We start from the raw sequence: 14,708 nt of genomic DNA, 5'->3' as shown, positions 1-14,708 counted from the left end.
CCCGTACCGTCGGCCGGCGGTAGCGGGGGTTTCCTGTCGTGCGGCGGGCTCGTTGGTCCTGGCATGAGCGACGCGATATGCCTTTCAGGCAGCAGAGCACCCCGGATCCTGGTCCCCGCCTACTTCCACCCCGCCGTCGAGCCGGACGCCTGGGCCGCATTGTGCCGGGCGGCGCCACGGCTGATGGCCGTCGTCCTCAACCCGGCCAGCGGTCCGGGGGACGTCCCCGACCCCGCCTACGCGGAGGCCCGCGCCGGGCTGCGGGAGACCCGGGTGCTCGGCTACGTCGACACCGACTACGGCCGCCGCCCGCACGGCGAGGTGGTCGCCGAGGTCGAGCGCCACCGCGCCTGGTACGACGTCGACGGCGTCTTCCTGGACCAGACCCTCCCGGGCCCGGACGGAGTGCCGTACTACGCCCGCCTGACCGTCGCCGCCCGCTCTCTCGGCGCGAGCTTCCTCGCCCTCAATCCCGGCACCCGCGTCCACTGGGCTTACCACGACCTGGCGGACCTGGTGGTCACCTTCGAGGGCTCCTGGGACACCTACCAGCGCCTCCCGGAGCTCAGCCGGGACTTCGACCCCGCCCGCGACTGCCATCTCGTCCACGCGGCCCCGCCGGGCGCCCCCGTTCACGGCTACGCCACTCCCGGCACCCTGCCGAACCCCTGGGCCGTGCCGGGGCCGTTGGACGCGCGGTAGCCGGGGCCCGGAGGGTCGGCAGACCGCACGGCCCCCCGTTCCGCGCCCGCGGGTGCGGGACGGGCCGAGGGGCCGTCAGGTCGTGGTCGTCCAGCTCCAGCCGGGGCGGGCGTCAGTCGCCGGTGCTCAGGTGGTGCACGCGGACCATGTTGGTGGTGCCGACGATGCCGGGAGGGGAGCCGGCCGTGATGATCACGGTGTCGCCCTTGCTGTACTTGCCCTGCGCCAGGATCGCGCCGTCGACCTGGTCGACCATGGCGTCGGTGTTCGGCGCCTGCGGCAGCACGTAGGTCTCCACGCCCCAGCTCAGGGTGAGCTGGTTGCGGGTGGAGGCGTCCGGGGTGAACGCCAGCACCGGGATCGGCGAGCGGTAGCGGGACAGGCGGCGGGCGGTGTCACCGGACTTGGTGAAGGCCACCAGCGCCTTGGCGTTGAGGAAGTCGCCCAGCTCGCACGCGGCGCGGGCGACCGAACCGCCCTGGGTGCGCGGCTTGCGGCCCGGGTTGAGCGGCTGCAGGCCCTGCGAGAGCAGCTCGCCCTCGGCGGCCTCGACGATCCTGGCCATGGTCTGCACGGTCTCGATCGGGTACTTGCCGACCGAGGACTCCGCGGAGAGCATGACCGCGTCCGCGCCGTCGAGGATCGCGTTGGCGACGTCGGACGCCTCGGCGCGGGTCGGGCGGGACGCGGTGATCATCGACTCCATCATCTGGGTGGCGACGATGACCGGCTTGGCGTTCCGGCGGCAGAGGGTGACCAGGCGCTTCTGCACCAGCGGCACCTTCTCCAGCGGGTACTCCACGGCCAGGTCGCCGCGGGCGACCATGACCGCGTCGAAGGCCATGACGATCTCTTCCATGGCGTCGACGGCCTGCGGCTTCTCGATCTTGGCGATGACCGGGACGCGACGTCCCACCTCGTCCATGACCGCGTGGACGTCCTCGATGTCCGCGGCGTTGCGCACGAAGGAGAGCGCGACCATGTCGACGCCCATCCGGAGTGAGAAACGCAGGTCGTCCTTGTCCTTCTCGGAGAGCGCGGGGACGTTGACCGCCGCGCCGGGCAGGTTGATGCCCTTGTTGTTCGAGAGCACCCCGCCCTCGACCACTCGGGTCACCACACGGGGGCCGTCGACGCTGACGACCTCCAGGGCGACGACTCCGTCGTTGATGAGCACCGGGTCGCCCGGCTTCACGTCGCCCGGCAGGCCCTTGTAGGTCGTGCCGCAGATGTGCTGGTCACCGGGGACGTCCTCGGTGGTGATGGTGAACGTGTCGCCGTTCTCGACGGTCACCGGACCGTCGGCGAAGGTGGCGAGACGGATCTTGGGGCCCTGCAGGTCGGCAAGGACGCCCACGGCACGGCCGGAAGCCTCGGCGGCGGCGCGCACGTTGGCATAGCGGTGCTCGTGCTCGGCGTGGCTGCCGTGGCTCATATTCAGACGAGCGACGTTCATTCCGGCTTCGATCAGCGACTTCAGCTGTTCGAATCCGTCCGTCGCGGGACCCAGAGTACAAACGATCTTGGCTCGGCGCATATGGCTCATCTTATCGGCATACCTTTCGGGTGTATTCCCCCGCAATTCGGCGGCGTTACTCCGTAGTACGGGCGTTACTCCGCAGTACGGCGGACCACCGCGAAGGTCTGCTGCGCGATTTCCAGTTCTTCGTCGGTCGGCACCACCGCGACGGCGACCCGCGAGGAGTCCGCGGAGATCAGCCGGGGCGTGCTGCCGCGCACCGCGTTGCGCACCGCGTCGAGCGCGATGCCCATCGCGTCCATGCCCGCGAGAGACGCCTCGCGGACCGCGGCGGAGTTCTCGCCCACCCCGGCGGTGAACACGATGGCGTCCACCCGGCCCAGAACCGCGTAGTACGCGCCGATGTATTTACGCAGCCGGTGGATGTAGACGTCGAAGGCCAGCTGTGCCTCCGGATCTCCCTCTCCCATCCGGCGGCCGATCTCGCGCATGTCGTTGTCGCCGCAGAGACCGAGCAGACCGCTGCGGCGGTTGAGCAGGGAGTCGATCTCGTCCACGGACATTCCGCCGACCCGGTTCAGGTGCAGCAGGATCGCCGGATCCAGGTCGCCCGAGCGGGTGCCCATGACCAGGCCCTCCAGCGGGGTCAGGCCCATCGAGGTGTCCACGCAGCGTCCGCCCGCCACGGCGGAGGCGCTCGCGCCGTTGCCCAGGTGCAGCACGATCACGTTGACCGCCTCCGGCGTCTTGCCCAGCAGCTGGGCGGTGCGGCGGGAGACGTACTGGTGCGAGGTGCCGTGGAAGCCGTAGCGGCGCACCTGGTGGGCGTCGGCAGTGGCCTTGTCGATCGCGTAACGGGCCGCGTACTCCGGCATGGTGGCGTGGAAGGCGGTGTCGAAGACGGCCACCTGCGGCAGGTCGGGACGAAGTTTGCGGGCCACCTCGATGCCGGTGATGTTGGCCGGGTTGTGCAGCGGCGCCAGCGGGACCAGCTCGCGCAGGCCGTCGACGACCTCGTCGGTGATCAGCGTCGGCTCGGTGAACCTGGTGCCGCCGTGGACCGCGCGGTGGCCGATCGCGGCCAGGTGCGGCGAGTCCAGCCCCATCTGGTCGGCGGCGAGTTCGTCCGCGACGGCGGACAGCGCGGCGGTGTGGTCGGGGAACGGCTCGTACCGGTCCCGCTGCGGGCCGGTGGACGGTTCGTGTGTGATCCGGCCCTGGCCCTCGCCGATCCGCTCCACCAGGCCGGAGGCCAGCCGCGCTCCGTCGGCCATGTCGATGAGCTGGTACTTCACCGACGAGGAGCCGGAGTTGAGCACCAGCACCCGGGTCGCGTCGCTCACTTGCCGTTCTCCTCGGGCTGAGTGCTCTGCATGGCTGCCGCCTGCTGGGCCTGGATCGCCGTGATGGCCACCGTGTTGACGATGTCCTGGACCAGCGCGCCACGCGAGAGGTCGTTGACCGGCTTGCGCAGACCCTGGAGCACCGGGCCGACCGCGACCGCGCCCGCCGAGCGCTGGACGGCCTTGTAGGTGTTGTTGCCGGTGTTGAGGTCCGGGAAGATCAGCACGGTCGCCTGACCGGCCACCTCCGAGCCCGGGAGCTTGGTCGCCGCGACCGACGGCTCGACCGCCGCGTCGTACTGGATCGGTCCCTCGACCTTGAGCTCCGGGCGCAGCCCGCGGACCAGCTCGGTGGCCTTGCGGACCTTGTCCACGTCCACGCCCGAGCCGGAGGTGCCGGTGGAGTAGGAGAGCATCGCCACCCGCGGCGTGACGCCGAAGCGGGCGGCGGTCTCCGCGGACTGGAGGGCGATGTCGGCCAGCTGCTCCGCGTCCGGATCCGGGTTGACCGCGCAGTCGCCGTAGACCAGGACCTTGTCGGCCAGGCACATGAAGAAGACCGAGGAGACGATCTTCGCCTCCGGCGAGGTCTTGATCACCTCGAAGGCCGGGCGGATCGTCGCGGCGGTGGAGTGCACCGCGCCGCTGACCATCCCGTCGGCCAGGCCCTCCTTGACCATCAGCGTGCCGAAGTAGGAGGCGTCACTGACCACGTCCAGGGCCAGTTCGACCGTCATGCCCTTGTGCCGGCGCAGCTCCGCGTAGACCTCGGCGAAGCGGTCGCGCAGCGGCGAGGTGGCCGGATCGATGATCCGCGCGCGGGCCCGGCCGGGGGCGGGTTCGGCGTCGAAGGTGATGTTCAGGCCCAGCTCGGCGACCTTGCGGCGGACCGTGTCCTCGCTGCCGAGCAGGGTCAGATGGCAGACGTTGCGGCGCAGCAGCACCTCGGCCGCGCGCAGCACCCGTTCCTCGGCGCCCTCGGGCAGCACGATGTCGCGCAGCGCGGCGCCGCGGGCGCGCTCCAGCAGCTCGTGCTCGAACATCATCGGGGTGACCCGTTCGGACCGGATCAGCTCGATACGGTCCGTCAATTCGGCGGCGTCGACGTGGAGTTCGAAGAGGCCCAGGGCGGTCTCCGCCTTGCGCGGACTGACGGCGGTGAGGCGGCCCTCCAAGGTGGAGAGGTTCATCGCGGTCGGGTAGCTGCCCTCCTTGACGGAGAGCACCGGCGTGCCGGGGGCCAGCCGGGCGGCCAGGTTCATCACGTTGGGGCCGGGGTTCTCGCCCAGCGTCATCAGCACGCCGGAGATCGGCGGCGCACCGGCGGCGTGCGCGGCGAGGGAGCCGATCAGCAGGTCGGCACGGTCCCCGGGGGTGATCACCAGGCAGCCGTCGGTCATCGCGTCCAGGAAGGTCGGCAGCATGGCGCCGCCGAAGACGAAGCCGCGCACGTCGCGGGCCAGGCCTGCCGCGTCGCCGAGCAGCACCTCGGCGCGGGTGGCCTCGGCCACCTGGGTGACCGTCGGCGCGGACAGCGCCGGGTCGTCGGGGATCACGTAGACCGGCACGTCGGGCCGTACCGCGAGGCGGCGCGCGACAGCCTGCTTGTCGCTTCCGGCGACCCGGTTGGCGATCATCGCCACGATGTTGCAGCCCAGGTCGGCATAGGAGCGGTGGGCGTTGCGGACCTCGTTGACGACGGTGTCGGCGCTCTCGCGGTGCCCGCCGACGACGGCCAGCACGCCTGCGCCGAACTCGTTGGCCAGGCGCGCGTTGAGTGCCAGCTCGTCGGGGATGCTGGTGGAGGCGTAGTCGGTGCCGAGGACCAGCACCGCCTCGCAGTCCCGCTCGACCGCCCGGAACCGGTCGACCAGCTGCCCGACGAGCTCCTCCTGGCCGCGTTCGGCGAGGATCGCGGCGGCCTCGTCGTAGCTCATCCCGTACATCGACGCGGGCGGCAGGTCGACCCGGTAGCGCCCGCGCAGCAGCTCCACCACGTGATCGGTGGACGAGTGCACCAGCGGCCGGAAGATGCCGACCCGGTCGACGTGCCGGGTGAGCAGCTCCATCACGCCCAGCTCCACGACCTGACGGCCGTCCCCTCTGCCGATCCCGGTCACGTAGACGCTGCGGGCCACCGACGCACTCCGATCGCGTTCTTCTCGTTCGTTCAACAGCAGTTCGCTCCAGCAGCTCGTTCGAGCAGTTCGTTCGAGCGGCTTCGACACTACCTTCGCACCGCGCACGGCGTCGTGCCCGCCTCAGCCGCCCAGCTGCGCGTACCAGTGTCGGAAGAGGGCGAGCGGGTCGCCGCTGTAGACCCAGGGCACCCGGGCGGGGCGGTCGCCGAGGAGGGCGAAGACCTCCTTGGCCTCCGGGGCCAGCCCGGCGAAGACCAGGCCGTGGGCCAGCAGGTTGAGGTCGGCGACGTCCTGGGCGTACTCGACGCCGGAGCGGTGTGCGATCCACTGGCGCATGGTGCTGCGCAGCGCTTGGACCGCGACCTCGTGGGTCCAGTGGTAGGTGAGGCCGACCGCCGCCGGTCCCTCGGTCTCCACGCGACGGTGGAAGTGCTCGGCGCGGGCGGCCTGGGTGAGTGCGGCGAGCGGGGAGCCGAGCGGGGCGAAGGCCGCGCTGTCGCGGGCGAAGTTGTACATCTCGCCGTGGCTGCCGTGCCAGCGGGCGGAGAGGTGGCGGAGCACCTGGTGGTGGCCCTCGCGGTTGAACCGGTCGCGGGCTTGGAGTTCGCGCCACCAGTGCCAGACATGCGGATGACCCTGGCCGTAGAGGCGGGCCAGGGTCATCAAGGAGACCCAGGGGACCGGGTCCGCGGAGTGCTTCTCGGAGGCCTGGAGGCAGATCCGGGCCACCCGGTCCAGGTCGCGGCGGTCGCAGGCGTCCTCGGTCGGCGGCGGGGTGCCGTTCTGGTGGTGGGACTCGGCGACCGCGAAGAAGATCCGCTGCACCTCCGTCTCGGCACGTAGCACCAGGGCGTCGGGGTTGTCCGGCTCGGCCGCCTGCCAGGACTCGACGGTCCGGGTGGAAGCGGCGACGTCGGCGAGCAGCCGGACCCGGTGGGTGCGCCGGTCCCAGTCGCGGCCGGTGTCGCGGAGCAGGTCGCGGACGCCCTGCCAGCGGCCGACCGCCAGGTCGTGGCGGGCGGCGGCGAGTTCGCGGTCGCCGTGGGTCTGGTCGAACTGCGGTGCGGTGGTGCGGCGGCGCGATGCTCGGGCCATGGCGGGCAGCCCCTTCGGATACGGAAAGCCGACAACCGGCAGTCGTCGGACTGCCGGTTGCCGAGCCTGTTGAGTTGTGTGGACGGTTGGTGCGAACGATAGTGCGTGGTACCGGAGTTGCCGGATGTTACAGGTCGGTGGCCATCGAGCCGGTCGAGTCGGAGGAGGCGCTGGCCAGGGCCGAGCCGCCGAACTCGGCGTCGACCGCCTGGGCCACCGCGGCGTCCAGTCGGGCACCCGGGTTGGTGTAGAACTCGCTGCCCTTGGCCCAGTAGACGGCCAGCGGGACGATGCCGATCGCCAGTGCGCCGAGGCCGATCAGGATCTGGGTCAGCGGCAGGTTCATGCAGTTCTCGACGAAGAGGAAGCCCATGAAGACCGCGCCCGCGCCCGGCCAGAGGGCGACGAAGATCAGGTTGCGCAGGGACTTGAAGGCCACCTTGCGGTAGGCGACGACCACCGCGACACCGGCCAGCGCGTAGTAGACGCAGATCTGCAGACCGATCGCGGCCACCGCGTCGTTGAGGATCTTGGTGACCGACCCCAGCGCGCTGGAGGCCACGAAGAGGCCCAGCGAGATCACCACGACGACGGCCAGCCCGACGTACGGCGTCTGCCAGCGTGCGTGGGTGCGGCCGAAGACGGCGGGGAGGGTCTTGTCGCGCCCCATGGCGAAGAGCGAGCGGCTGACCTGGATCAGCGTCGTCTCCAGGGTGGCGACGGTGGAGAGCACCACGGCCAGCACCATGATCTTGCCGCCCGCGCCTGGCCAGACCGCCTCGCCCAGGGTGTTGAGGAACGGCGCGCCGCTCGCGATGTCCTTCTGACTCACCATCATGTTGACCGCGATGGTGACGATCTCGAAGAGCGCGAAGACCGCGGCGACACCGAGCAGGCCGCCCAGGCCGGAGTTCTTCTGCGAGTCGGTGGTCTCCTCGCTCAGGTTGGCGGTGACGTCCCAGCCCCAGAAGTAGAAGGCCGCCACCAGCGCCGCACCGGCGAAGCCCTTGAGGCCGCCGAAGTGGCCGAATCCCCACAGCCACGACCACTGGAAGGGGGCCGCGCTGCCGCCATGGATCAGCGCGGCGATGCCGAAGCCCGCGAGGATCAGCACCTCGATGCCGGTCATGATCCACTGCGCGTGCGCGGTGATCCGCGCGCCGAGCAGCACCAGCAGCGCCATCACCAGGAAGACGAAGGCGCCGACGCCCACGCAGGCCCAGGTGTTGTTGGAGAGCGAGGCGGAGAAGAGGGAGAGGGTGTACTGACCGGCCGGGAGTGAGCCCGCGACCATGAAGATCAGCGCCGAGACGACCAGCGACCAGCCCGCCGTGAAGCCGAGCGCCGGGTGCAGCGCGCGGCCGACCCAGGAGTAGCTGGCGCCCGCGTTGACGTCCAGCCGGCCCAGGTAGTTGAAGGCCCAGGCGATGCCCAGCATCGGTATCGCACACCAGAGCAGCGCGGCGGGGCTGAACAGCCCGGCCGCGGCGAGCAGGGCGACAGTGCTGGCGGCCAGCGAGTAGGCGGGGGCACTGCCCGCGATGGCCATGACGATGGTGTCGAAGGTACCGAGGACGTTGGCCTTCAGGCCGCCGGTCTCGGTCGGGGGGTACTCGCTCACGGTGGACCTTTCCTCCGCGACCGAAGGGAGCGTGGGGGCAGGGCCGGTCGCGGCGCAGGGGGAACAGTGGTGCGGGGGAGCAGCGCGGGGGACGTCGCAGCCGCACTCAAGCAGATGGGAGAGCAAGCTGGGCAACAGCCTTGTTTCGCTTGAGTTTCCGGAGGCGGGATCACCGCTCGGTCACCTCTGGTGCCAGCGCGTGCCACATGGTGCCGTTAGCCGACCGGGACTGGCAATGCTTTGGCGGAATTCGTTTATGTTGCTTCCAGGAATGCGGATTCCGTGGCAGGATCGCAAATGGGAAACGAAAACCGTCGTATGGAAGAGTGGAAGATGTCAGAACTCGCGGTTACCGAACGGACGCGGCATCGCCGTATGCGCGAGAACGGCAGCGTTCGCAGGGCCGATCTGGACGCTGTGCTGGCTGCCGGGTTCGTCTGCCATCTCGGGGTGGTCGTGGACGGTGCGCCGATGGTGGTGCCCACGGTCTACGGCGCCACCGCCGACACGCTCTACTTCCACGGCTCCGTCGCCAGCCGCAGCCTGCAGCAGGCTGCGGAAGCCGGGGCGGCCGGGGCGGCCGAGATGTGTGTGACCGTCACACATGTGGACGGCCTGGTCCTGGCCCGCTCGGTCTTCGAACACAGCGTCAACTACCGCTGTGCGATGGTCTACGGCGTCCCGCGCGTGCTCGCGGACGAAGAGAAGCTGGAGGGCCTGCGCGTGCTCTCCGAGCAGTGCGCGCCGGGGCAGTGGGACTACGCCCGCCGCCCCAACCGCAAGGAGCTGGCCGCCACCACGCTGCTCGCCCTGGACCTGGCCGAGGCCTCGGTCAAGATCTCCGTCGGCCCGCCCGACGACGGCGACGGCCCCGATGCCGAGCTGGGCCTGTGGGCGGGCAACGTCCCGATCCGCACGGTCTTCGACGCCCCCGTCGCCACGCCGGACCTGGCGGACGGCATCACGCTGCCCGACCACATCGCGGCGCTGCGGAGCGTGTGAGGTTCGGACCCCCCCACGGGTTCAGATCCCCCACTCCGCGCGGAGCCCGGCCAGCGCCTGGTGGAAGCCGGGGAAGGTCTTCTTGACGCAGCCCGGGTCGTCGAGGGTGATGCCCTCGGCGCGGAGGCCGGTAATGCTGAAGGACATGGCGATCCGGTGGTCGCCGTGGCAGGCGATCCGGGCCGGGCCCTGCGGCTGTGCCGGGTGGATCTCGATCCAGTCCCGGCCGGTGCTGACCGGGACGCCCAGGGCCGCGAGGTTCTGCTCGCAGGCGGCCAGGCGGTCGCACTCCTTGATCCGCGTGTTGTAGACGTCCTCGATCCGCACCGGGCCGTCCGCGAAGGGCGCGATGCCGGCGAGGGTCGGGACCGTGTCGGAGATGTCGCGCATGTTGACGGTGATGCCGCGCAGCGTGCCGGTGCCGGTGACGGTCGTCGCGTCCGCAGTGATCGACACGTCCGCGCCCATCTCGCCCAGCACCTCGGCGAAGCGCAGGTCGCCCTGGAGCGAACCGGTGCCGAGGCCGGGGACGGTGACCGAGTTGCCGGTCAGTGCCGCCGCCGCGAAGACGTAGCTGGCGGTGGAGGCGTCGGGCTCGATCAGGTAGTCCGTCGCGGTGTAGCGGACCGGCGGGACCACGAAGGTGTCGCCCTCGCGCCGGGCCGGATTGCCGAAGCGGTTCATCATCGCCAGCGTGATCTCGACATAGGGCACCGAGACCAGGTCGGTGACCGTGATGTCGAGGCCCTCGGCGGTGAGCGGGCCGGTCAGCAGCAGCGCGGTGAGGAACTGCGAGGAGAGGCCCGCGTCCAGGGTGATCGCACCGCCCTTGATGCCGGACGCCTCGATCCGCAGCGGGTGGTGGCCCTCCTGCTCCTCGTGGCGAAGGTCGACGCCGAGCTCGCGCAGGGCCTGCGTCAGCGGGCCGAGCGGACGGCGGCGCATCTGCGCGGAGGCGTCGAAGCGGAACGAGCCGTGCCCGGCCGCCGCCAGCGCGGGCAGGAACCGGGCGGTGGTCGCGCCGTCCCGGCAGAACACGTCCGCCGCGTCGACCTCCGGACCGGCCGGGCGGCCCTCGATCGTCCAGACGCCAGGCTGCCGGTCCACCGCATAGCCGAGGGCGATCAGGCCCTCGGCGAAGCCCTCGGAGTCGTCCGACAGCAGCGGCTGCCGCAGCGTGGTTGTGCCTTCGGCAGCCGCCGCCAGGTAGAGGGCGCGGGCGGTGACGGACTTGGAACCGGGGATCTGGACAACGGTCATGCCCGTGAGGATACGGACATGCCCCCGGCTACGCCGGACTCAACCAGATGGTGGCCAGCGGCGGCAGGGTCAGCTCCGCGCTGGTGTCCCGGCCGTTCCACTGGACCAGCTCGGCCTTGATCGGATCGGGGTTGCCGATGCCGCCGCCGCCGTAGACCGGCGTGTCCGTGTTGAGGACCTCCAGCCAGCGCGCGTCCCGGACATCCGCCCGGACCGTCGGCAGCCCGACCCGGTAGCCGTGGCGGACGACGGGCGAGAAGTTGCTGACGCAGACCAGCGGGCGGCCCAGGGTGTCGAAGCGGACGAAGGAGAAGACGTTGTCGTCGGCCGCCCCGCCGTCCAGCCAGGCGAAGCCGGCCGGGTCGGCGTCCTGCTGCCACAGCGCCGGGGTGTCCTGGTAGATCCGGTTCAGGTCGCGGACCAGGTCGCGGACGCCCGCGTGCTCGGCGTGGGCCGGCCACTGCTCGTCCAGCACCCACCACTGCGGGCCCTCGTGGTGGTCCCACTCCGCGCCCTGGGCGAACTCCTGCCCCATGTAGAGGAGTTGCTTGCCCGGGTGGGCCCACATGTAGCCGAGGTAGGCGCGGTGGTTGGCGCGCTGCTGCCACCAGTCGCCGGGCATCTTGGAAACCAGGGCCTGCTTGCCGTGGACCACCTCGTCGTGGGAGATGGGCAGCACGTAGTTCTCGCTGTACGCGTACACCATCGAGAAGGTCATCTCGTTGTGGTGGAACTTGCGGTGCACCGGCTCCTTGCTCATGTAGACGAGGGAGTCGTGCATCCAGCCCATGTTCCACTTCAGGCCGAAGCCGAGTCCGCCGTGGTCGGTGGGCGCGGTGACGCCGGGCCAGGCGGTGGACTCCTCGGCGACGGTGACGACGCCGGGGCAGCGGCGGTAGAGGGTGGCGTTCATCTCCTGCAGGAACGTGACGGCGTCCCAGTTCTCCCGGCCGCCATGCTCGTTCGGGGTCCACTCGCCGTGCTCGCGGGAGTAGTCGAGGTAGAGCATGGAGGCGACGGCGTCCACCCGCAGGCCGTCGACGTGGAACTCCTCGCCCCAGTAGACCGCGTTGGCGACCAGGAAGTTGCGCACCTCGGTGCGGCCGTAGTCGAACTCCAGGGTGCCCCAGTCCGGGTGCTCGGCCCGGCGCGGGTCGGCCGGCTCGTAGAGCGGCGCGCCGTCGAACTGGGCCAGGGCCCACTCGTCCTTGGGGAAGTGCGCGGGCACCCAGTCGACGATCACGCCGATCCCGGCCCGGTGCAGGGCGTCGACCAGGAAGCGGAAGTCGTCCGGCGAGCCCAGGCCTGAGGTCGGCGCGTAGAAGCCGGTGACCTGGTAGCCCCAGGAGCCGTCGAAGGGGTGCTGCATCACCGGCATCAGCTCGACATGGGTGAAGCCCAGGTCGCGGACGTAGGCGGGCAGCACCTCGGCCAGCTGACGGTAGGACAGGCCGGGTCGCCAGGAGGGCAGGTGCACCTCGTAGACGCTGAACGGCCCCTGGTGGTGCGGCAGCCGCCCGCGCGAGGCCATCCACTCCGCGTCCTGCCAGGAGTAGCGGGACTCGGTGACCACGGACGCGGTCGCGGGCGGGCACTCGGCGGCGCGGGCCAGCGGGTCGGCCTTCTGCAGGCGGCGGCCGTCACGGGTGGCGATCTCGTACTTGTAGCTGGTCCCCTCGCCGACGCCGGGGACGAACAGCTCCCAGACGCCGCTGATGCCGAGCGAGCGCATCGGGTGCGCGGCGCCGTTCCAGCCGTTGAAGTCGCCCACCAGCCGCACCCCGGACGCGTTCGGCGCCCAGACCGCGAAGGACGTGCCGGTGACGCCCTCGATCACCCGGACGTGGCTGCCGAGCGCCTTCCACAGCTGCTCGTGGCGGCCCTCGCCGATCAGGTGCAGGTCCGTCTCGCCCATCGTCGGCAGGAAGCGGTAGCCGTCCTCCTGCTCGAACTCCTGGCCCGCGTAGGTGACCTTGAGCAGGTAGCCCTCGGTGACGGCGGTGCGCGGCAGCAGGCCGGTGAAGAAGCCGTCCTGCTGGTGCGTCAGCTCGTAGCGGGCGACGCCGGTGTCCACCACCACCCGTTCGGCCAGCGGGCGCAGCACGCGGACGGCCGTTCCGGTGGCCGAGTCGTGCGACCCCAGCAGGCCGTGCGGGTCGTGGTGCCAGCCGCCGACCAGCCGCTCCACCTCGCCGGGCGCGAGCGGCGCCTCGGGGACCCGGACGGCGCCGTCGGCTGCGGCCGGGTCGGCTGTGACGCGGGCCGGGGTGTCGGGGGCAGGGGTGATGGGAGCGGGGGTGACGGGTGCCGGGGCGGCCGGCTCCGGGGCGGTTGCCGGCGTGTCCCTGGTGACCGCGTCGGCGGCGTCCGTGACGGCACCGCCGCTCGCGGCGCGGCCGGTCCTGGCGCTGCCGTGCGTGGCCCCGCCGGTCGCGGCCTTGAGGATGGCCGGTACGGCGGCGAGAAAGGTGTCGGGTACGTCGAACGCGGTCACGATCTATGCCTCCCGTGGGATTGTGGGCGTCGTGGGGTCGGTGGTGCCGTCGGTTCCGGTGAGGACAGCGGCGGCCAGGCGGGCGCAGGCCGTCAGCGGGATGGAGACCCAGTCGGGGCGGTGCCGGGCCTCGTAGACCACCTCGTAGACCGCCTTGTCGGTCTCGAAGGCGCGCAGCAGCACGGGGTCCAGCGTCGGGTCGGGCGCGCCTGTCGCGGCGTAGCCGGCGCAGAACGCCTCCCGGTTGCGGGCCGCCCAGGTCGCCGCGACGGACGGTTCGGCCATGACGGCGTGTGCGGCGGCGTAGTCGAAGGAGCGCAGCATCGCCGCCACGTCGCGGACGGCGGGCTGCGGCTTGCGGCGCTCCTCCAGGGTCTTGGCCGGTTCGCCCTCGAAGTCGAGCAGGACCCAGCCGCGGGTGCTGCGCAGCGCCTGCCCGAGGTGCAGGTCGCCGTGGACGCGCTGGACCCGGAGCCGGAGGCCGTCCCTGGCGGAGGCGGTCAGGTCGTGGAAGATCTGCCGCAGCGCGGACCGGTGCGGGGCCAGCTGCGGGACGGCGAGGACGGCGGCGTCCAGGCGGAGCGCCATCGCCTCCGCCATGGCCTCGATCTCGGCGCGGCGCAGCACCGCGACCGGCAGGCTCCGGGCCAGGGCGAGGTGCACGTCGGCGGTGGCCCGGCCGAGCAGAAACGACTCTGCGGCGAAATGGCCCACCCGGGACGGGTCCGCGTCCAGCATCGCGATCTGACGGAGCGCCAGCTCCCAGCCGTCCTCCGCGGCCCGCATGTAGTGCTGGAGCAGGCCCAGGGTGGCGGGCGCCTCCTCCGGGGCGTCCGGCAGCTCGGCCTCGAACCACGCCAGCGGGGTCGGGATCCGGCTGCTCCCGGCCCGGCCCAGAGCCAGGGAGAGCTCCAGGTCCGGGTTGAGGCCCGGGCTGACCCGGCGGAAGAGTTTGAGGATCGCCGCGTCGGTCGGGCCGCCCGCGTCGTAGATGATCGAGGTGTTGCTCTGCTCCGCCGTGCCCACGCGCCCCGCGGCGGGTGCGGGCGGACGGTCCCCGAGGGTGGAGAACCGCAGCGGCCCGAGCCGTTGCGGTGAGGAGAGCAGCGCCAGCAGACGACGTGTCAGTGCCGGGTCGTAGGCTGCGTCGTAGGTGACCAGCCCGTCGTAGGGGCCGCTGGTGATCCGGCCGATCACGGCCGTGTCGCTGCCGATCCCCGGCAGCCCGTCGGGGTGGGCGCCGAGCAGCAGTTGGTAGACGTCGTTGAGGGGCGCCCCGCCGCTCGCGTTGTGCTGGTCGACGCGGAGCAGCAGATGCAGCAGGACGCCGGTGCCGCGGGCCAGCCCCGTCGGTCCCGGCAGCAGGGTGGTCGCCACCGGGGTGATCGCGGTGATCGGGTGGCCTTTGCCCGCGAACCAGCGCTGACGCGGCAGCCAGTCGCGCAGCAACGGCACGGTCGCCGCCACGAGCGGGCCGAAGCCGACGGCCGAGGCTGCTGGGACAGGGGAGGTGACGGCACGCGGTCGGGAGGTGTCGGACATTTCTCCCTTTCCCCGGAGAGGCCGGCGC

10 protein-coding genes are annotated in these 14,708 nt (G+C 71.6%); 2 read left to right on the top strand and 8 right to left on the bottom strand.

The genetic code is table 11. The features are described 5' to 3' along the window. The first annotated feature begins 63 nt into the window (after nt 1–63). Nucleotides 64–702 (top strand): spherulation-specific family 4 protein, encoded by a 639-nt coding sequence (locus ABH928_RS00855; RefSeq protein ID WP_370060842.1) that lies wholly within the window; start codon nt 64–66, stop codon nt 700–702. A gap of 112 nt (nt 703–814) precedes the next feature. On the opposite strand, the gene pyk is transcribed toward ABH928_RS00855, so the two are convergent. From pyk to ABH928_RS00830, 5 genes are all read right to left on the bottom strand, one after another. Then, nucleotides 815–2,239, bottom strand: a complete 1,425-nt coding sequence (gene pyk, locus ABH928_RS00850) for a pyruvate kinase (RefSeq protein WP_370060841.1) — start codon at nt 2,237–2,239, stop codon at nt 815–817. Nucleotides 2,240–2,313: 74 nt separating this feature from the next. Beyond that, nucleotides 2,314–3,525: an acetate kinase gene (locus ABH928_RS00845; protein WP_370060840.1), complete on the bottom strand. Its 1,212-nt coding sequence runs from the start codon at nt 3,523–3,525 to the stop codon at nt 2,314–2,316. Next, complete coding sequence (pta, locus tag ABH928_RS00840) at nt 3,522–5,663, bottom strand: phosphate acetyltransferase (RefSeq protein ID WP_370060839.1); 2,142 nt, start codon at nt 5,661–5,663, stop codon at nt 3,522–3,524. The genes ABH928_RS00845 and pta overlap by 4 nt, the downstream gene beginning before the upstream one ends. A 123-nt stretch (nt 5,664–5,786) precedes the next feature. Then, nucleotides 5,787–6,761 carry a hypothetical protein gene (locus ABH928_RS00835; RefSeq protein ID WP_370060838.1) on the bottom strand — a complete coding sequence of 325 codons (975 nt, stop codon included), beginning with the start codon at nt 6,759–6,761 and terminating at the stop codon, nt 5,787–5,789. 127 nt (nt 6,762–6,888) lie between these two features. Next, nucleotides 6,889–8,382, bottom strand: a complete 1,494-nt coding sequence (locus tag ABH928_RS00830; protein ID WP_370060837.1) for an APC family permease — start codon at nt 8,380–8,382, stop codon at nt 6,889–6,891. 333 nt (nt 8,383–8,715) lie between these two features. On the opposite strand from ABH928_RS00830, the gene ABH928_RS00825 reads away from it, so the two are divergent. After that, nucleotides 8,716–9,384, top strand: coding sequence for a pyridoxamine 5'-phosphate oxidase family protein (locus tag ABH928_RS00825; RefSeq protein WP_370060836.1), 669 nt, complete (start codon nt 8,716–8,718; stop codon nt 9,382–9,384). A 21-nt stretch (nt 9,385–9,405) separates the two neighbouring features. On the opposite strand, the gene aroA is transcribed toward ABH928_RS00825, so the two are convergent. The 3 genes from aroA to ABH928_RS00810 are packed head-to-tail and all read right to left on the bottom strand — an operon-like array spanning nt 9,406 to nt 14,680. Beyond that, nucleotides 9,406–10,644: a 3-phosphoshikimate 1-carboxyvinyltransferase gene (gene aroA / locus ABH928_RS00820; RefSeq protein WP_370060835.1), complete on the bottom strand. Its 1,239-nt coding sequence runs from the start codon at nt 10,642–10,644 to the stop codon at nt 9,406–9,408. Between the two features lie 28 nt (nt 10,645–10,672). Further along, nucleotides 10,673–13,138 (bottom strand): 1,4-alpha-glucan branching enzyme, encoded by a 2,466-nt coding sequence (gene glgB, locus ABH928_RS00815; protein ID WP_370060834.1) that lies wholly within the window; start codon nt 13,136–13,138, stop codon nt 10,673–10,675. Nucleotides 13,139–13,141: 3 nt separating this feature from the next. Then, the gene (locus tag ABH928_RS00810) at nt 13,142–14,680 is read right to left on the bottom strand and encodes a maltokinase (RefSeq protein WP_370060833.1); all 1,539 of its coding nucleotides are present in this window, start codon (nt 14,678–14,680) and stop codon (nt 13,142–13,144) included. Between the last annotated feature and the right edge of the window lie 28 nt (nt 14,681–14,708).

The organism is Streptacidiphilus sp. MAP5-3, from assembly GCF_041262505.1.
Classification (GTDB): domain Bacteria; phylum Actinomycetota; class Actinomycetes; order Streptomycetales; family Streptomycetaceae; genus Streptacidiphilus.
This window is presented reverse-complemented; position numbering and strand designations above follow the sequence as displayed.